At 25.4% G+C, this 20,659-nt stretch carries 17 protein-coding genes and 1 riboswitch; of the genes, 3 read left to right on the top strand and 14 right to left on the bottom strand.

What is annotated here, in order from left to right:
- Position 1 precedes the first annotated feature (1 nt).
- The 7 genes from IGS63_RS11235 to IGS63_RS11265 form a co-directional block, all read right to left on the bottom strand.
- Entirely contained in the window at positions 2 to 1,225 is a 1,224-nt protein-coding gene (locus IGS63_RS11235; protein ID WP_190614933.1) for a M16 family metallopeptidase, read from the bottom strand.
- 2 nt (positions 1,226 to 1,227) lie between these two features.
- Positions 1,228 to 3,360: a polyribonucleotide nucleotidyltransferase gene (locus tag IGS63_RS11240; protein WP_190614934.1), complete on the bottom strand. Its 2,133-nt coding sequence runs from the start codon at positions 3,358 to 3,360 to the stop codon at positions 1,228 to 1,230.
- Between the two features lie 82 nt (positions 3,361 to 3,442).
- Positions 3,443 to 3,718 carry a 30S ribosomal protein S15 gene (gene rpsO / locus IGS63_RS11245; protein WP_190614935.1) on the bottom strand — a complete coding sequence of 92 codons (276 nt, stop codon included), beginning with the start codon at positions 3,716 to 3,718 and terminating at the stop codon, positions 3,443 to 3,445.
- 120 nt (positions 3,719 to 3,838) lie between these two features.
- Entirely contained in the window at positions 3,839 to 4,873 is a 1,035-nt protein-coding gene (locus tag IGS63_RS11250) for a transglycosylase SLT domain-containing protein (protein WP_190614936.1), read from the bottom strand.
- On the bottom strand, positions 4,873 to 5,313 hold the full coding sequence (locus IGS63_RS11255) for a GNAT family N-acetyltransferase (protein ID WP_190614937.1): 441 nt from the start codon (positions 5,311 to 5,313) through the stop codon (positions 4,873 to 4,875). Before IGS63_RS11255 ends, IGS63_RS11250 begins: the two co-directional genes overlap by 1 nt.
- Positions 5,314 to 5,520: 207 nt before the next feature.
- A riboswitch (Lysine riboswitch) is annotated at positions 5,521 to 5,690 on the top strand.
- A 101-nt stretch (positions 5,691 to 5,791) separates the two neighbouring features.
- Entirely contained in the window at positions 5,792 to 6,472 is a 681-nt protein-coding gene (locus IGS63_RS11260) for a substrate-binding periplasmic protein (protein WP_190614938.1), read from the bottom strand.
- A 119-nt stretch (positions 6,473 to 6,591) separates the two neighbouring features.
- Positions 6,592 to 7,341: a substrate-binding periplasmic protein gene (locus IGS63_RS11265; RefSeq protein ID WP_190614939.1), complete on the bottom strand. Its 750-nt coding sequence runs from the start codon at positions 7,339 to 7,341 to the stop codon at positions 6,592 to 6,594.
- A 166-nt stretch (positions 7,342 to 7,507) separates the two neighbouring features.
- Here IGS63_RS11265 and IGS63_RS11270 point away from each other — a divergent pair, with 166 nt between their 5' ends.
- Positions 7,508 to 8,458, top strand: a complete 951-nt coding sequence (locus IGS63_RS11270; RefSeq protein WP_190614940.1) for a sensor domain-containing diguanylate cyclase — start codon at positions 7,508 to 7,510, stop codon at positions 8,456 to 8,458.
- A 78-nt stretch (positions 8,459 to 8,536) separates the two neighbouring features.
- The gene (locus tag IGS63_RS11275; protein ID WP_190614941.1) at positions 8,537 to 9,370 is read left to right on the top strand and encodes a CPBP family intramembrane glutamic endopeptidase; all 834 of its coding nucleotides are present in this window, start codon (positions 8,537 to 8,539) and stop codon (positions 9,368 to 9,370) included.
- A 44-nt stretch (positions 9,371 to 9,414) separates the two neighbouring features.
- On the opposite strand, the gene IGS63_RS11280 is transcribed toward IGS63_RS11275, so the two are convergent.
- From IGS63_RS11280 to aspC, 7 genes are all read right to left on the bottom strand, one after another.
- Positions 9,415 to 10,518, bottom strand: coding sequence for an MFS transporter (locus tag IGS63_RS11280; RefSeq protein ID WP_190614942.1), 1,104 nt, complete (start codon positions 10,516 to 10,518; stop codon positions 9,415 to 9,417).
- A gap of 146 nt (positions 10,519 to 10,664) precedes the next feature.
- A complete protein-coding gene (locus IGS63_RS11285; protein ID WP_190614943.1) occupies positions 10,665 to 11,531 on the bottom strand; it encodes a DegV family protein in 867 nt (288 codons plus the stop codon).
- Positions 11,532 to 11,612: 81 nt separating this feature from the next.
- Positions 11,613 to 15,812 carry an acyl-CoA dehydratase activase gene (locus IGS63_RS11290; protein WP_190614944.1) on the bottom strand — a complete coding sequence of 1,400 codons (4,200 nt, stop codon included), beginning with the start codon at positions 15,810 to 15,812 and terminating at the stop codon, positions 11,613 to 11,615.
- A gap of 36 nt (positions 15,813 to 15,848) precedes the next feature.
- On the bottom strand, positions 15,849 to 16,457 hold the full coding sequence (locus IGS63_RS11295) for a class I SAM-dependent methyltransferase (RefSeq protein WP_190614945.1): 609 nt from the start codon (positions 16,455 to 16,457) through the stop codon (positions 15,849 to 15,851).
- A gap of 201 nt (positions 16,458 to 16,658) precedes the next feature.
- Complete coding sequence (locus IGS63_RS11300) at positions 16,659 to 17,510, bottom strand: deoxyribonuclease IV (RefSeq protein ID WP_190614946.1); 852 nt, start codon at positions 17,508 to 17,510, stop codon at positions 16,659 to 16,661.
- A 7-nt stretch (positions 17,511 to 17,517) separates the two neighbouring features.
- Positions 17,518 to 18,864, bottom strand: a complete 1,347-nt coding sequence (locus IGS63_RS11305; RefSeq protein ID WP_190614947.1) for a GlmL-related ornithine degradation protein — start codon at positions 18,862 to 18,864, stop codon at positions 17,518 to 17,520.
- A gap of 5 nt (positions 18,865 to 18,869) precedes the next feature.
- The gene (gene aspC / locus IGS63_RS11310) at positions 18,870 to 20,027 is read right to left on the bottom strand and encodes an aspartate aminotransferase (RefSeq protein ID WP_190614948.1); all 1,158 of its coding nucleotides are present in this window, start codon (positions 20,025 to 20,027) and stop codon (positions 18,870 to 18,872) included.
- Positions 20,028 to 20,400: 373 nt separating this feature from the next.
- Here aspC and IGS63_RS11315 point away from each other — a divergent pair, with 373 nt between their 5' ends.
- Positions 20,401 to 20,613, top strand: coding sequence for a hypothetical protein (locus IGS63_RS11315; RefSeq protein WP_190614949.1), 213 nt, complete (start codon positions 20,401 to 20,403; stop codon positions 20,611 to 20,613).
- Positions 20,614 to 20,659: the final 46 nt, after the last annotated feature.

Genomic DNA, 20,659 nt, shown 5'->3' on the forward strand with positions numbered 1-20,659 from the left:
TTTAATCAGTCTCTGGTTTTAAAATAGATACATATTTTTTATTAAAAAAGATAGTTTTAGCAACTTTTTTTACATCTTCCACAGTTACTTTTGAAATATTTTCAATAATTTCATCTATATTCACTATCCTATTATAACTTAAATAAAGGTCTAAACTATTCATCCCCATTGAAACATTACTTTCAATATCCAAAGTTAGTTTCCCAGATATTCTTTTTTTACCATACTCAACCCATTCTTTTATATCTTTTCTTTCAATTATTGTTTCTAATATGTTTTTTAATTTATTTTCAAATTTTTCTTGTTTATCTTCAGAAGTGGCTGCAAAAATAACAAATAATCCACTTTTAGAATACGCATTATAATCCGTTGCTATTTCATAAACTAAACCCGTTTTTTCTCTTATATCAGTAAATAATAACGAACTCATTCCACTTCCAAGTAAGGTATTCAATACCAATGTTGGAAAATATAATTTTGAATTTTTTGCAGGTGCTTCAAATCCATTTATTATATACACTTGATTCAAGTCTCTCTTTGTTTTTTTTACAAAGACATTTTCTTGTTTTAAAATTGGACTTTTAAATGTATTTTTTTCTCCATTTCTTAAACATTTTATACTTTCAAATTTTTCTATTATTTCTTTTTCATTAAATTTACCAGAAACAACTGCTACTGTATTTTGAGGAACATAATATTTTTCATAGTACTCATATACTTTTTTATGATTAAATGCTTTTACATTTTTTTTAGATCCAAGTATTGGTCTTCCAAAATTTTCATCATAAACATTTTTAAAAAGATTTTCAAAAGCATTATCTACTGGATCATCTTCATACATTGCAATTTCTTCTAAAATAATACTTCTCTCTTTTTCTATATCTTCTTCATCTAATGAGGCATGAAAAGTAATGTCAGATAAAGTGTCTATTGCAAGTTCGACTTCTTTTTCTGGAACTTTTGAATAAAAAACCGTTATATTTCTTGACGTAAATGCATTTATTGTTCCACCTATTTCTTCAATTGGTTTTTTTATTTCAATTATATCTCTATTTTTAGTTTTTCTAAAAACAGTATGCTCTATAAAGTGTGAAACACCAGAATTTTCATCAATTTCATGAACAGAACCAGCTTTCACACAGAATAGAACGGCGGCACTTCTCATCGAATCTCTATTTATTAAAATGAGATCCATGCCACTGTTCAATTTGTGCAATTTATACAAAATCAATTCCCTCCATCTTTTTCATCTTTTTTTTCTTCAGGTTTTTTATAAGGTTTTTTTACAAACCCTTCTTCTTTTAATTGAAATTTATTAGCCCCTTCTACTCTAAGAACCTCAACTTTTATCTTATCTCCAATATTATATTTTACATTTTTATTATAGTTAGAAACATGTAATAGTCCTGTTTTTCCTGGCAACACTTCAACAAAAAGACCAAATTTTTCAATCTTTTTTATTGTCCCTTCATAATGTTCTCCTGTTTTTACAACTTTAATTATTCCATCTACATAATTAATAGCTGCTTTAACCTTTTCTCTATCAAAGCCAACTACTTTTACTAAACCTTCATCATTTATATCAGTTTCTACTTCAAATTTCTTATTAATATCTTTTACAACTCTACCGCCAGGACCTATAATTTCTCCAATTTTATCAACTGGAACTTTTGTAATTTTTACATAAGGAACATATTGTGAAAGTTCTTTTCTTGGTTCTGAAATTGTATCATACATTAAATTCAATATATGTTCTCTTGCTTTTTTTGCCTTATCAAGAGCCACTGTCATTATCTCTTCGTTTACTTTTTCAACTTTAACATCCATTTGGAAAGCTGTAATTCCATCTCTTGTACCAGTAACCTTGAAGTCCATATCTCCCAAATGATCTTCCATTCCAAGTATATCAGTTAACACAACATATCCATCTTCTTCAAATATAAGTCCCATTGCTGCACCAGCAACATGTTTTTTTATTGGTACACCAGCATCCATTAATGCAAGAGATGTTGAACAAACAGTTGCCATTGAAGAAGATCCATTAGATTCCAACACTTCAGAAACAGATCTTATTGTATATGGAAATTCTTCTTCAGAAGGTATTAAATTTTTATGTGATCTTTCAGCGAGATGACCATGTCCTATTTCTCTTCTAGCTGGTCCTCTTAAAGGTTTTACTTCTCCTGTACAAAATGGTGGAAAATTATAATGAAGCATAAATTTCTTTTCTTCATTACTAAATATAGTATCAACATGTTGTACATCTGATTGCATTCCTAAGGTTATTATTCCTAAAGATTGTGTTTCTCCTCTTGTAAACAATGAAGAACCATGAACTCTTGGAATCAAACCAACTTCACATGTAATAGGCCTTATTTGATCAACTGTTCTTCCATCTGCTCTTTTATTTTCTTCAATTATCATTCTTCTCATAACTTTTTTAAATCTTTCTTCAAATGCTTCTTTTATGAAAGACATATTTTCATTTATATACTCTTCATCCCAACTTTCATTGTTTTCAATAAAATTTGAAAAAAGTTCTTTTTTATATTCTTTTATTGCTTTATCTTTATTCTTTTTCCCTTCTTTTAACATACATTCTTTAATCATATCATTGTTAACTGTATTCATAAATGCATTTATCATTTCTTCTGGAATTTCAGGTTCTTTTACTTCCCATTTTTCAATACTTACTTCAGAAATTATTTCTTCTTGAAATTCTATTATTTCTTTTATTGCATTGTGTGAAAAAGTTAATGCTTTTACCATTTCTTCTTCAGAAGCTTCTAAAGCTTCACCTTCAACCATTGTAACTGCATCTTTTGTTCCAGCTACAACTATATCTATTTTAGAATTTTTCATTTGTTCTTCAGTTGGAAAAGCTATGTATTCTCCATTAACATATCCAACTCTCACTCCTGCTACAATACCTTTAAAAGGTATTGGAGATAAATTTAAAGCTATTGAAGAACCTGTTATTCCCCAAGTATCTATATAATCTTCATTTCTCATTGAAAAAACTGTATTTATAACTTGAACTTCATTATGAAAAGACTTTGGAAATAAAGGTCTTATTGGTCTATCTATTAATCTTGAAGATAAAATAGCTTCCTCACTTGGTCTACTTTCTCTTTTAATAAAACCTCCTGGAATTTTACCTACAGCATAAAATTTTTCTTTAAACTCTACTGTAAGCGGGAAAAAATCTATACCAGGTTTTTCTTCTTCACTTGCATTTGCAGTAACTAAAAGTGAAGATTCACCATAAATTAATAAAATTGATCCTAACGATTGTTTTGCCATTTTTCCATATTCTATTCTTAGTTTTTTACCAAATAGTTCTTTTTCCCATATTTTCATTTTTTCACCTCACAATTATACTTACTATAATTTTACCATATTTTTATAAATAAATAAAACGGGGCATAAGCCCCGTTTTTTATTAACCTCTTATTCCTAATTTTTTTATTATTTCTGAATAAAGTTCTGTTTTTTCTCTCTTTAAGTATTTAAGCATTTTTCTTCTCTTACCAACCATTGACATAAGTCCTCTTCTTGTATGGAAATCCTTTGGATGAGTTTTTAAATGTTCTGTTAAATGTTTTATTCTTGCTGTTAATAAAGCAATTTGAACTTCTACAGAACCTGTATCCTTTTCGTTAATTCTAAACTCTTTGATAATTTCTTGTTTTCTTTCTTCTTCAATTCCTCTTGACATTTGTCGTTCCTCCCATTTTTTCAATTCCTAAAACTAAGTAATAGGATATTCCTAAAACTGAGTATTAGGTATCGAAATTATAACATATATATTTTTTTTAGTCAATTAAATATTTGTAACTTAAAAATATTTTTTATATTCCTTTTCTCTACTTAAAATTCTATCTATATAATTAGCAGTTTCTGGATGAGTTTTTGTTTTTATTAAATTATAAACATCTTTTACAGACATCTTGTTTACATTATACTTTTTCATTAAATTAAGAACATTAGTTGGTCCATGATTATAACTTGCTATTGCTAAATAATGTCTTTTGGTATTATCCGTAACTACCTTCATATATTGATTTGTTAATATATTTAAATACCCAGCACCATATTTTATATTTAATTCAGCTTTATATAAATCATCTATTCTAACAAATTTTCTTTTACCATAATAATAATAATATCCATCAGCAGCACCATACTTTGGCATCAACTGCATCATACCATAAGCACCTATTTTAGAGTATGCTTTTGGATTAAATGAAGATTCTGTATGAACTATTGCCATTACTAATTCAGCTGGTATTTTTGCTTCTTTTGCATACTTTTTTATTATTGGAATATATTCTTTTGCTTTTTTTAAAATAAAATTTTTTTCAAGAGGAACCTTTACTTTATAAACCTTCTTATCTCCTTTATTTTCTACTTCTACTTTATCAACAGAAATACTTTTTGGTGCTATATCTTTTAAAATTGGCTGTCCTGTAGATTTATCCCTTTCTGAAGAAATTTTGTTATACTGTGTTTTTATATTTGATTTTGCTTTATTTATAGAATCATTTTTATTTAAAATTGTTTTTATTTCTATATATCCACCATTTTGTTCATCAAAGTTAACTACACTATAAGTTTTTTTATCATAAGAATACTCTATCCATTTTTTTGCCGTATAATCTTCTATTTTTCCCCAAATAGCTTCTATTTTTCTCTTATTTTCATTCCATTTTGATTGAACAAGTTGATAATATTTATCCCATTCTTTATTAGTTTTATCTTGCTGATCTTTCCATAATTTTTCCGTTTGTTCAATTTGTCTTTCCCATTGACTTATTTCTGAAAAATTAAATATGAAAGTAATTAAAAAAATAAAAATCAAATACTTTTTCATTAAATCACTTCCTTTGTCATTTTTATATGTTTAATTCCAGCCTCCTCAAATACTTCTCCATCTGCTTTATATCCTAATCTTTCATAAAACTTTTTTGCATAGAGTTGTGCATTCATAGTTAAATTTTTTATCTTCATAATTTTAGCTTTTTCTTCTATTGCTTTCATTAAATCTATACCATATCCATTTTTTCTAAATTCTTTTAAAATAGCAATTCTTTCTACTTTCATAGTATTTGCGTTTATATATCTAAGTCTTCCGGTACCTATTGCTTTCTCTTCTAAAAATATTAAAAAATGAATACAACCAGCATCAAGACCATCTAATTCTTCTTGTGGAGATACCTTTTGTTCATCAATAAAAACTGTTTTTCTTATTTCATATGCTTTTTGAAATAAATCAAAATCTTTAAATAAAAATGATACGGTTGATACATTCATAAAAATCACTCCTTAATTATTTTTACATTATAATAATAATTATATCAAATTCTCATTAATATTCAATGAAAAAAAATAAATGGTACAATAAACAAAAGAAACAATGCAAAAATTAAATTTAAAAAATTTTAATTTTTTTGTTAACCTAAATTTAATTGTTTTTTTTTAAAATAAATGTTAAAATTTATATGAAAAATAAATAAGAATGAAAAGTACGGAGGCGCATCTGCGATTAGTAATCTATTTTCGCTTGAGGAAGCATGGGATAGACGAAAGGCAAAGATGCCGAAGGATATAAAGGTTCCTCACTTTATATTCCTGGTTACTCGGGAAATACCCGTTTAACTGTCACAGTTATGTGGAGAGCCGTTAGCATAAAATTTAATGCTTCCCACAAACTTGTGAGAAGCATTTTTTTAATATTTTTCTGGCAAGGGTTCGGAATGGGCATCCGACCCTTTTTTATTATATCATAAATTCAATACTTTCCTTCATACATTTCCTTTAAATATTGATCATACTTTCCACTTTCTTTCAATTGTTTTAATCCTTTATTAAAAAGCTTAATTATATTTTCATTATTTTTATCTTTTTTATTTAATATTAAATAATATGGGCTAACCTTTGTTGGCTTTTTTGTATTAGTTATTTGTTCTATTTCTTCTTTTTTGAATTTATTCTTTAAAATATCCATTGCTATATCATAAGTTAGAATTGTACAATCTATTCTTCCTGCAAGTAATTTTTTTAAATTAATTTCATCTGATGTAGACTGATCTACTTTAAAAATCCCTGCTTTTTGAGCTTTTTCAAATTCTTTTCCATAATAGTAACCTATAACTATCCCTATTGTTTTACCTCTTAAATCTTCATAACTTTCAAATTTTATTTTTTTATCTTTTTTATAAAATAAAAAATCTTTTAATTCTATAACCGGATCACTATAATAAAAAGATTTTTCTCTTTCTTCATTACGTGACCATCCAAGTGATCCATCCCAACTTCCATTTTCAGCTAAAACATATGATCTTTTCCACGGAAAAAATCCATACTCTACTTTTATACCTACATTTTTAAATGAATCCGTTACAACTCTTGAAAAGAAACCATAATATTTTAATTTTTCTGATAAGTATGGGGCCCATTCTCCATTCGTCAACCTTATAGTTTATTCAGAAAACATTAAAATAGTCACTACTAATACCAATAAAATCAATAAGCTTTTTTTCATATACTTCACCTCCATAAATAATTATAATAATATATATTCTATTTTTATTAGTATTTATTTTCATACATTTCCTTTAAATATTGATCATACTTTCCACTTTCTTTCAATTGCTTTAATCCTTTATTAAATAATTCTATTATTTTTTTATGATTTTCATCTTTTTTATTTAAAATTAAACTATAATGTCCTACTCTTACTACTTTCTTTGAAATACCTATTTGTTCTATTTCTTCTTTAGTAAAGTTTTTTCTCAGTATACTTAAACCAACGTAATAAGATTCAACTATAAAATCAACTCTACCTGCAAGCAATTTTTTAAAATTAATTTCATCTGATTTTGCTTCGTCTATTTTGAAAATTTTAAGTTTTTTTGCTTTTTCAAATTCTTCACCATAGTAAAATCCAATTACTGTTCCTATCGTTTTTCCAATTAAATCTTCATAACTTTCAAATTTTGTTTTCCCACTTTTTTTAAAAAATAGAACATCTTTTAAATCTAAAAAAGGCATTGAAAAATAAAAATCTTTTCCTCTTTCTTCATTATACGACCAACCAATAGAACCATCCCATTCTCCAATCTTTGCTAATTTATATGATCTTTTCCATGGGAAAAATCCATATTCTACTTTTATATTCACATTTTTAAATGCGTCTGTTACTATTCTTGACGCTACTCCATAATATTTTAGCTTTTTTGATAAATATGGGGTCCATTCCCCATTTGTTATTCTTATTGTTTTTTCAGAAAATATTAAAATATTTAATATCAAGATTAATAAAATCATAATTTTTTTCATTAAAACCCACCTCTATGTTAATATTATATCACAAAATCAATTAATATTAAAAAAAATATTTATTACTGATAAATTAATTTTAATTAATAAAAAGTTTATATTGACAAGTTATTTAATTCATGATATCATTTTATAACAAGATTATCTTTAATTGGTGGTGTAAAACATGGATAATTCAAACAAATTAAATAAAAACTTTTTTGAAAAAATTGAAAAAGAACTTATTTTTAATTTTAATGAAGATAAATTTATAAAACTTTTAAATCAATATCCAAAAGAACAATCTAAAATATTAAATAATATAGCAAATTCAATAGAACAAGGTATTGTTCTAATAGAAAAAGATAAATTTATATTTGTAAACAATAGTTTTTGTAATTTAATTGGATATACCAAAAACCAATTAACACATATGAAAATTTGGAAAGTTATTAATTCTAATTATAAAGAAATAGTAATCAAACACAAAGAGTTAAGAAAAAAAAAGATTAAATCAATGTATGAAATTAAAATCATTGATATAAACAAAAAAGATATTCCAGTTTTAATCACTGGAATTCCTGTCTGTACATCTAAAAATCCTGATTTGTTTTTTGGACTTATTACAGATTTAAGGAATCAAGAACATATTGAAAAATTACTATTAAAGCATTCTACTTATGATGATTTAACTGGAGTTTATAATTATAAATCTGGTTTTGATATTTTAGAGAGAGTTTTTAAATATTCTAAAAGATATAAAAAAAAGTTTACTCTTTGTTTTATGGATACAGATAATCTAAAAAAAATAAATGATAAATTTGGACATTCTACTGGAGATACCTTCTTAAAAGATTTTATTAATGTAATACAAGATTCAATTAGAGAAAGTGATTTTATTATAAGAGTTGGAGGAGATGAATTTTTGTTAGTGCTCACTGATGCTAACTTAGATACAACTCAATTAGTTTTTGAAAGAATACAAAAAAATTTAAATTTATTTAATAAAACTTCTACTAAATATAAATTGAGTTTTAGTTATGGCTTTTCTGAATTTAATAATCAATCAATAAAGGAAATGATAATAGAAGCAGATAACAATATGTACAAAATGAAAAAACAAAAAAGGTTCAAATAATTTTTTTATAATATATAGATAATTTTTTAAATTAAATATTTTAAATTTATAATATTTTAATTAAGGGAGATGTTTATTTTGTTTGAATTTGAAAGAATAAAATTTAGAAATTTTATTTTGTACTTTTTTATATTTGCAGTTTGTTTGGAAATTTTATTTGAGCATTTTAATATTAATACAGAAAATTCAATTCTTTTTAATTTTTTTACAGATATTTTCACACTATTTTGGCTTCTTATAAAATTTAAAAAAAATAATATTATTGTAAAAGATCAATATAAAATATCTGAAAACAAGTTTGAAAAAAAATACATTTTGAAATTAACTATAAGTTTAATAGCTATATCAATAATGTTTAGTTTTTTACAAGATTTTATAATTTCATTTTTTCATTTTCCATCTCTTTATAATGACAAGGATCTTGTAAACTTTTATATGAAAAAAAGGCAACCTTTAGAAGAATTGTTTTTTGCTTTTAATTTAATTATTTTTGTACCATTTGTTGAAGAACTATTTTTTAGATTTTTTTTAATTAACAGATTTGCATTAAAATGGGGAATAAAAAAAGCAGTTATACTCTCTTCAACAATGTTTGCTTTAATGCATCCAAATTTTTTTGGTACATTTTTATTTGCCATTGCAGTTTCAATAATATACTTAGAAACAAAAAGTTTGAAATTGAATACTTTTATTCACATGCTCAATAATCTTACAGCTTATATATTTCTAAAAATTTTATTTATTTCAAACTTATTTGTATATTTATTAATACCAATATTTATTTTAATTATATTCTACTCTTCAAAATTTTTATACTCATTTTTTTCAACTTATAGACTTTCAAAATATGATAAAGAATTTTCAAAAAAAATAAATGAAGAAATATCACAAGCAAAATATGATAAATTATAAAAAATTCAAGATTAAAATCTTGAATTTTTTATTTTTTTATTTATTTATTTTTTATATTTTAAAATTGGAAATAAAAATGCAACAACAATAGATATTATACTAACACTAAAAATAACAAATGGAACATTATTACCAAAAATAGCCGAGTATCCACTAGCAATAAATCCTCCTATTGACCACGAAAATCCCATAGCAATAGATGATGCAAAACTTTTATTTTTAGGCATTAAAACTTGAGCTTCAACAAGATTTGCAGACATAGTTAAAAATCCAAAAATATCAAATGACATAAAGGATAAAATTCTTAAAAAATCATTTTCTGAAAAATAAAACAAAAGTCCAAAAACTCCCATACCTAAAAATCCTATCAAGTTTATAACTTTTATTCCACTTTTTTCTCTTAAGTATGCACCAAAATAATTAGTAAACATACCTGCAATTAAACCTATAGAAAGTATTACTCCTCCCATTACCATACTTGAACCTTTTAAATTAACAAATATTGGAACAAAAGTATGAAATATATTCATAATAAATCCTCTTGTTGCTACTAATAAAAAAACTGGTAAAAGAACCATAGTATCTTTTAACTTTGGAATTGTTTTTTCCGAAACTTCTTTCTTTTCATATTTCCATATCTTAGAAGCAGGTATCAAAAGAATCATAAAACTAATAATAGCTATTATATAAACTTTAGAAAATTCATAATTTTTCATAAATAAAGTTATTACCACTGGACCTACTGCAGCTCCAAGCGCTCCAAAAACAGAAAATAAAGCAACATGATTTCCCTTATTGTGTCTACCAGCAAAACTTGCTCCAATAGGATGAAAAGCAGAATTAGTTAACCTCATTAAAAAGATCATCATTATTAACAAATAAAATCCATTTACAAATCCTGTTAAAGAAATTATTATTATTTCTAAAAAGACTAAAAGCACTACATACAAACCATCTCTTTTTTTTCTATCAAAATAAAGTCCAAAAAATATTTGAACAATTGAAGAAAAAGCACCTATTAAAGCTATAGAACTTGTAAATGTTCTACTATCTATTCCATATTTTTCAATAAAATAAGGTCCAAGGGGCTTAAAAAAAGAGTTTAAAAAATCTGCTAAAAAATGTGTAAAAGCTATATAAATTGTCAAACCTCTCACTCCTTTAGTTAGTTTTACTAACTTTTTTATTGATTATATCACAATAAATATTAAATTTTTTTTATTTTATATTAATTTTGTATATCAAAAAAAGTATCCAATTAAAATTGGATACTTTTAATTTTTTTATTATTTAACTACTTTACTAAACCAACTATACAAACTAAACCAGCACCCGCATGAACCGTCATTGCTGAAGAAACTTTTCCAATTAATATTTCTTTATCATAAAACTTTTCTACTTTTTCTTTCAATTCATTTACAAAGTTTATTGTTCTTTGAAGTTCTCCAGATCTATAAATAGCAACTTTTTCTATTTCTTTTCCATTTGTAAATGTTTTAAAATATTCATATAAATTATTTACTGCATTTTTCATTCCACGAGCTTTAGAAACTGTAAAATATTTTCCATATGTATCAACAGATATAACTGGTTTCATATGTAAAACACTTGCAATAGTTGCTTTTAAATGACTTATTCTCCCTCCTGCTTTTAAATACTTTAAAGTTGGTATTGTATATCCACCATCAGATTTTTTCTCTTTAGCTATACTTTCTATTGTCGAAACAATTTTATCAAAAGATTCTCCATTTTTATTCATTTCAGCAGCCTTTAAAACCATTAATCCAGTTCCAATTGAAACACTCAATGAATCTATTACCTTAATTTTAACACTTTTATGTTTATTCATAATGTCTCTTGCAACCATGTTAAATAGATTGTATGTACCACTTAATCCACTTGAAATATTTATAGCAATTATTTCATCATAGCCTTTATTTATCATTTCTAAAAAAACTTCTTCTATTTCCGTATATGAAGGCAATGATGTTTTTGCAAAACTATTTTCCATGTACTTTAAAACTTCTTCTTCATTTATTTCAATTATATCTTTATAAGATTTTTCACCAAGTATTATTTTTAAAAAAACAACATTTATTTCATATTTTTTTATAAGTTCTTGGGGTAAATCAGTTGCAGAATCACAAACTATTCCTATCATAATTTCACCTACTTTTTACAAAATATTATACTTTTATTATATCATAAATAATAAAAAATAAGCATTTAAAATGCTTATTTTTTATTTTGTTTCTAAAAATAATTTTAGTCTATTTATTATATTTATCTCACTAGTTCCCGATTCATAATCTAAAAGAAGTAGGTTCACATCTAATTTATCTTTTAATTCCCTATAAATTCCCTTTGCTATAATATGATTTGAAATACATCCAAAAGGTTGTAAAGATATTATATTTTTTATCCCTTCTCTTGCCATATCTCCTATTTCATTTGCCAAAAGCCAACCTTCTCCAAATTGTAAAGAAAGAGGCAATATGTTATTATTACTTTTTATAGTTTTTCCAAGTTTTGATTCTGGAATATATCTAATAAAATTAGAAAGGATTTTTTCTGAAATATTCCTATAATGGTCTATAGTATTTTTTATAACTGCTTTTGTTAAATACATTTTATTATCATTTTCAATTTTTTCTCTCTTATTATATTGTTTACTATAAAAATCATACTCTAAAAACTTCAAAAATGTTGGAACAATAACTTCATATCCATCATTTTCTAATCTTTTGATAATTTCATTATTAACAAAACAATTTGTTTTCATGTATATTTCTCCAACTAAACCTATTCTATTTCTTTTTTTGGGCATATTAACTTCTATTTTATTGAACTCATTAACAGCTTTAATTAAAAATCTTTTCATCATCTTTTTGCTTGGTTTTTCATTAAACATTTGTTCTTTTATTTCTGATAAAAGCTGTGAAAAAACTCTATTCGTTTCTCCTGAATGTCTTTCATAAGGAGCTGTTGCTAACTTTAATTTTAAAAGGCTATCTCCAATAGAAAATGCTATAACACTATACTTTAAAAGTTTTATAAGATTTATTTTCAACCCTTCAACTGAAGCATTGGTTCCTATTGAAATTACTGGTGTATCTTCAAAACCAGCATCTATTAATGCCTTTTTTAACAGAGGAACATAATTTGAAGCTCTACACTGTCCACCAGTTTGAGAAAGTCCAACCACTGTATTTTTAGGATCAACATCTCCACTTTTTAAAGCTTTAATTACATCTCCAATTACAACTACAGCTGGATAGCACATATCATTATTTACATATTTCAACCCTTCATCTATTGCTTCTTTATTTTGATTCATTATAGTTTTTAATTTATATCCTAAATTATACATTACTCCTTCATACAAAGCTGAGTAGAGCTTTGAAAATTTTGGTACCAATATAGTTTTTCTTTGATCATCTTTCGTATAAGGCTTTACGTTTTTTCTTTTCTTTACAAGATTTATTCCCTTAGTATTATTTAATGCCTCAAAAGCTGATCTAATTCTAATTTTTGCAGCACCTATATTGGACATTTCATCTATTTTTAATACAGTGAATATTTTACCTCCTGATTCAACCAATGATTTAACTTCATCAACAACTACAGCATCTGGTCCACAACCAAAAGAATTTAATTGTAAAGCTAACACTTTATCATATTTTTGCTTTGCTATCCATTTTGATGCTAAGTACAAACGATTATGATAAGACCATTGAGTTAAAGGTAAAACACCATCTAAGTTCATTTCATACAATTCTGGTATATCACTTTCTGTTATTCCATATGCGCCAAGCTCATATATTAAATCCATTACCCCTGCATTTACCATTGGATCCATATGATATGGTCTTCCCAAAACTATTACAAGAATTTTTTTATTTTTTTGTGCTTCTTCAATAACATCCTTTGCCATTAATTTTAAATTTAATAAAAGTTTTTCTTCTTTCTTTTTAGCCAATATATAAGCATTTTTAAATTCTTTTCTATTAATTCCAAATTTATTTACATACTTAAATAAATTTTCTTCTAATCCCTTTTCATATTTAAAACTAAGTGAAGGAGTGTCTATTGGAATATTTGTTTTTATATTTCTTTTTAAAACTTCTCCATAACCAGTTACTATAGGACAATTATAAGCATTTTTAGCATCATTTCCTTCTGTTTTTTCAAATATTATAGTTGGTATAAATATTCTATCTACTTTTTTATCTATTAAATTTAAAACGTGACCATTCGATATTTTAGCTGGAAAGCATATATTGTCTGCAGATACTGTCCTTAATCCTTTATAATATAGCTTTTGTGTTGTTCTATCAGATAAAACAACTTTAAATCCCAAATTTTTAAACAAATTATAAAAAAATTGAAAATGCTCATATATAGATAACATTCTTGGTATTCCAATTACAGGTTTATTTTTATCATATTCATAATTTTCATCAATTTCAAATATCATTTTTTCTTTTTCTTTAAAAAAATTTATACTTTCTTTATCTTTTTGTACCTTTTTATTAGAAAAATACTTCTCACATTTATTTCCAGTATAAAAAATATTATTATTATCAAATACAAATTTTGTAATATTACAATTATTTCCGCATCCTTTACACTGTATAAATTGTTTTTTATACTCTATATTGTTTATACTTTCTATATTAAATTTTGTTTTATAATCTTCTCTACTTTTATATAAATTTCTTGCATATATTGCAGCTCCAAATGCTCCCATATACTCTGAAATATTTAATCTATAAACATTTTTACCAGTTATTTTTTCAAAAGCTCTCAAAACAGCATCATTTTTAAAGGTTCCACCTTGAACAAATATATTATCTCCAAGTTCATCAACATTTTTTAATTTTATAACTTTGTAAAGAGCATTTTTAACAACAGAATAAGCTAATCCAGCAGCAATATCTCCAACATCTACTCCATCTTTAAGAGCTTCCTTGACTTTACTATTCATAAATACAGAACATCTTGTTCCTAAATCAACAGGAAACTTTGCATTTATAGCCTTTTCAACAAATTCATCTAAAGTCATATTTAAATTTTTTGCAAAGGTTTCTATAAAAGAACCTGTTCCAGAAGAACAAGCTTCATTTAATCTTATATCAGTTATTATTTTATTTTCTATTTTTATTGCTTTTATATCTTGACCACCAACATCAACTATAAAACTCAACTTATCATTAAAACTTTGTCCAGAAACAAAATGCGCCATTGTTTCTACAATACCACCATCTAAATTTAAAGCTTTACTTATAAACTCTTCTCCATATCCTGTTGAAAATACAGCTTTTAAATTATTATTTTTTATATATTTTTTAAACTTTTTTAATCCCTCAACTGCAACATTTAATGGAGAACCAAAATTATTTTTATAAAAACTATCTATAATATTATTTTTATCATCAATCATTATTAACTTTGTCGTAGTAGATCCCGCATCAATACCTATGTATAAATTTTTCTTCTCTTTCTTTTCTTTTTCATCTAAATATTTTAAATTAAGATTGGAATGTCTCATTTTAAAATTTTCATACTCATCTTTATCTGTAAAAAGAGGTTCTAAAGTTCTTATTGTTCTTTCTACTTTTTTTTCACTTTTTATTTTATTTATAATTTCATCAATTGTATATTGTTTATCATTATTTTCAGAATATAAAGCAGCACCAACAGCAACTAAAACTTCTGAATTATCAGGAAGTATAAATTTATTTTCATTTAACTTTAATGTTTCATGAAAAGACTTTCTTAATTCTGATAAAAAAGTTAAAGGTCCTCCTGCAAAAATAACCTTTTCTCTTATATCAGCTCCTGATAATAATGTAGTAATTGTTTGATTTGCAACAGCTAAAAATACGGCTTTAGCTATATCTTCTTTACTTTCTCCTCTATTTAATAAAGCCTGTACATCTGTTTTTGCAAAGACTCCACATCTTGAAGCTATATACAATGTTTTGTTTGATTTTTTTGCCAATTCATTTAATTCTAATGGATCAACATTTAATAAAACAGACATTTGATCTATAAAAGACCCTGTACCTCCTGCACAACTTCCATTCATTCTCATTTCAGGGATTTTTCCTTCCTCAAATAATATTATCTTTGCATCTTCTCCACCAAGTTCTATTAAGGTATGAGCTTCTTTATATAAAAGTTTTATGGCTTTTGAAATTGCTATTACTTCTTGAACAAAAGAAAAGTCATTTCTATTTGCAAGTCCCATTCCAGCAGTTCCTGTTATTGAAATAGAAAGCTTTTTATTTCCTACTTTCTTTTTTAATTCTTCTAATTCTGAAATTAAAACTTCTTTTATTTTTCCATTATGTCTTACATATTTTTTATGCTCTATATTAAAATTTTTGTTCAGTAAAACTACCTTTGCTGTTGCTGAACCTAAATCTATTCCTAACATTTTTCCCTCCATATTCATATATATTTTAATATTTTTTTATTTTATATTTTTTAAAACAAAACATCTTGTACCTCCAAAATGAAATTTATACTCATTTATTTTTTCAAATTTATCTTTTGTTATGCTTTCTAATCCACCATTTTTTATAAATTTTCTAAAGTTTCTAAAATGATCTCCACCAACCATAGCTTCAACTATAAATATTTCTAATACACCTAAAATAAATGCGTGTTTATCAAACATATAGTCTACAACAATTAAATATCCATCTTTTTTTATTACACGTTTTGCTTCATTTAAAACCAAATTTTGTACTTCTAATGGTTTTTCATGAAGTGCTAAACTTATTATTCCTAAATCAAAATTATCATCTTTAAAAGATAATTTTGTAGCATCTTGCTGTTGACATTTTAATTTATATTTTCCCCTATTTGCTACTTTCAACATATTTTCAGATAGATCTATTCCAGTTAAATCATCATATCCAGATCTTTTTAACATTTTTAATTGATTTCCTGTCCCACAGCAAATATCTATTATACTTTTTACTCCTAAAGTTTTAATTATTTTTTTTACTTTCAATCTAATGGATATTAAAGGTAAATATAAGAGTATATCATAAACGTTTGAAATAATTTTATACATAATATACACCTCCTAAAATTAGTTTTTATAAACTAAAAAGTCAAACATAATTATATATGGTTATATGTACATATATTATATTCTTTTTATTTTTAAATGTCAATACATTTTTATTTAGATTAAATTAATTTATTTATAAGTGATTACTTACTTTTTAACACATTATATTATATCATATTTTTATTGGAAAAAGGCAATAACTCATTGAGCTATTGCCTTTTTTATATATGCTATTTCTTTTCTGTGATCTTCATCAGTTCCAGGAGTTTCAAGTAATAAAGCTGTATTTAATACTTTTTCATATTTAAAAAAATTTTTAAATCCTTCTTCTCCTATAAATCCTTTTCCTATAATTTCATGCCTATCTTTTCCAGCACCTAGATCAAATTTTGAATCATTCAAGTGTATCATCTTTAACTTATCAATTCCTACATATTCATTGATTTCAAATAAAAGATTATCCATTCCATCTTTTGTTCTTATATCATAATTTGAATCAAATCCATGGCAGGTATCATAAGTTATTCCAATTTTTTCTTTGTAATTCGTTCTTTTTATTATATCTCCAAGTTGATTTATTTTATATCCTATATTTCCACCTTTTTTTGCTACATTTTCAAGTAATATCATAATATCAAAATCTTTGATTTGTTCTATTATAATATCTAAAGCATTTGCAACTCTGTCTATTCCAAAATCTTCTCCTTCACTCAAATGACTTCCTGGATGAACATTGAAATATTTTATACCAAGACTTGCTGTTATCTTTATCTCTTCTATCATAGTATCAATTGACTTTTTCCACCCTTCATCTTTTGGTGAAGCTAAATTTATTAAATATCCAGAATGCACCAACATCGATTCTTTATCAATTTTCATTTTTTTTATTTTATTTTTAAAATTTTCTACATCAATTACATTTAGTTGTTTTATTTTCCATGTTCTTGGAGAATGTACAAATATTTGAAAAGCATTTGCTCCTATTTCATTCATAACTTCTGGTACATTTGCAAATCCTTTTGAAATTCCAAAATGTGCTCCTAACTTTATCATATTCACCTCAAATACTTTCTATATCAATTTCTAATATTTTTTTTGCTGTTTCCTTATCAACAGTAGATAATACACCAAGTGCTGCAAATATATAATTCTTATCATATGCAAATTTAACTTTTTTATTTGGCAACAATTCATTTGGAAAGTTTGCTTCAAGAAAACTTTCCATAATTTCTTTTCTAAACTTAGAACGAGTTAATATTCCACCAGTTCCAAATATATGCTTTACAGCTGTTAAATCCTTTCCACTTGCTATTTCTTGCCTTCCATTTGGTCCATATAAATGTTTTTTCCTTCCTGCATGTCTTCTAATTCCATTGGTAAAACAATATTTTGCTATGAAAGCAGCAAACTTTTCTTGTCTTTCTGTTTTAGGATATGGAGATAAATTTTTTTTCAATTCTTCATAATCAGAAAATTCTTTTTTTATTTCTTCTTCACCTATCATATCTAAAACATTATGAGCATTTACAAATAAACCCATATCTCCTTCAACAGTTCTTTTTGATATTGGTTCTGGTGCAAGCATTATTTTTTGTACTTTTGGATCCCCTTCTGTTACAGAATCAACATCTGTTGTTGCTCCACCAATATCAACAGTCAAAACATCTTCATACATTTCAGCCAACAATTCTGTTGTTAACATAACAGCACCAGGAGTTGGAATTATTTCATCATCAGTCATATTTTGTATTTTCTCCATACCTGGAGCGTGTATTATATGTTCTGAAAAGACTTCTTGTATAGCCATTCTTGCAGGTTTTACATTCAATTGATCAACCTTTGGATATACATTTTCTGTTATTATCACTTTTTTATCTTTTAAAATATTTTTTACTTCATCTGCAACTGCACAATTTCCAGAATAAATAACTGGAACATCTATTGGAAGTTCATTTATTAATTCTGCATTATGAAGAACCGTTTCTTCTTCTCCATAATCAACTCCACCCGCAAGTAAAATTAATTTGGGTTCTATTGCTAAAATATTTTCAAGATGTGTTTTTCTCATCTTTCCAGCAGTAGCATACTTCAAAACAGCTCCTGCACCAAGAGCTGCTTCTTTTGCTGCTTTTACAGTCATATCGTAAACGAGTCCATGAACTGTCATCTTTAATCCACCCGCAGCTGAAGAACTTGCCAAAAATTTATTCCATTTTAAATTTATATTTAATTTTTTTTCTATTTCTTTTATAGCTCTTTCAATTCCGATTGTAACATCACCTTCAAAAACTGTTGTATAATGTTCTCCTTGACCTACTACAATTGGTTTTTCTGTATTTATTTTATCAAAGGCTGTGACTACTGTTGTTGTACTTCCTATTTCTGCAATTAATAAGTCTACAGTCAATTTAATTACCCCCTGAGTTTGTTTACAAAACTTTCTAATCTTTCAAGTGCTTTTTTTAAGTTTTCTTTTGATGTTGCAAATGAAATTCTTATAAATCCATCTTTAAAAAATCCTGATCCAGGAACAACCGCTAACTTTACTTCATCTAAAAGTTGTTTTGCAAAATCTGTATCTTTTATGCCAAATTCTTTTATGTTTATAAAAAAATAAAATGCTCCTGCTGGTTCTACAAATTTTAATCCAATTCTTTTTAATTCTTTAGAAACATACTCTTTTCTTTCTTTAAATGATGTATACATTTTTTCTACTTCATCTTTTACATCAAAGGCTGCAAGTGCTGCATATTGAGCCGGTGTATTTATATTTGATGTTGTATGAGATTGAATTTTAGACACTTGTTTAATCAAATCTTCAGGGCCAACACAGTATCCAACACGCCATCCTGTCATAGACCATGTTTTTGAAAGTGCATTTATAATTATGGTTCTTTCAATCATATTATCTATATTAACTATTGAATAATGTTTTCCTTCATATACCAATAATTCATAAACTTCATCACTTATAACATAAAATCCATATTCTTTTGATAATTTTGCTATCATTTTTAATGTTTCTAATGGATAAACCGTTCCTGTAGGATTATTTGGAGAATTTATTAGTATAGCCTTTGTTTTTGAAGTTATAGCCTTTCTTAATTGTTCTTCTGTTGGTAAAAAGTTATTTTCTTCTTTCAAAGAAACATGTACTGTATTTCCACCAGCAATTTTTATTTGAGCTTCATAACTAACCCAACATGGATCAAAAATTATAACTTCATCTTTTTCATTTAAAAGCGCTAATAGAACATTGTATAATGCTTGTTTTCCTCCATTGGAAACAACTATTTGATTTGTTTTATATTCTATATTTGTTCTACCTTTTATATATTCAGAGATTTTTTTTCTTAGTTCTATTATTCCACTGGAATTAGTATACTTTGTTTTACCTTCTTTCATAGCCTTATATGCAGCTTCAATTATAGAATTTGGTGTTGGGAAATCTGGTTCTCCTGCTGTTAATTTTACAATATCTATTCCTTGTTTTTCTAATTCAATAGCTTTAGAGTTTAATTCAAGAGTTATTGATGGTGTAACTTCTAATACTTTTTTTGAAAAATTCATAAAATCCTCCTTGCTTTTGAAGACGTTTGTATAACAAAAGTCTGATTTTTTATCAAATTGTTTCACCTTTATTTTACTACACGGTTATTACATTAGCAACTTGCTTTTTTACATTTATTATTCTTTAATGCTATTTATTATAATCTTTCTATTAAATACTTATCCTATTTAAATAATAAATATAAATAACGGTTTTTTTCTTTTTTGTCATTACTATTTTTCTGTTTTTTTTGTGATTTTTTTACAAATTTTCATTAATTAGATTCAATTTAGTTAACTTTAAATTAACTATAACGAAATTTCAAATTAATATTTTTGGGTTATAATGTACATAACAAGCTTAGGTATACATTCGTATAAAAGGGGTGGTTTTATGTTTAAAAAAAGAAAAAATTTTTCCATAAAAAAACATTTTGTTTTGAATGAAAATGTAAATTTTGAGCAATTATTTAATTCTGATCCTTATTTTGCTGAAAAAATCGCTGTCTTATACAGAGAATTAAAAGAAAAAGATATGGATATAAAAAACTTTGAAATTGATATAAATTCAACAAACAATGAAATGACAATAAAAATCCCAATATAAAGTTCCTCAAGCTTTAACCCCAAAAATAAAAACCCGCAAAGCGGGT

The organism is Tepiditoga spiralis, assembly GCF_014701195.1.
Lineage (GTDB): Bacteria > Thermotogota > Thermotogae > Petrotogales > Petrotogaceae > Tepiditoga > Tepiditoga spiralis.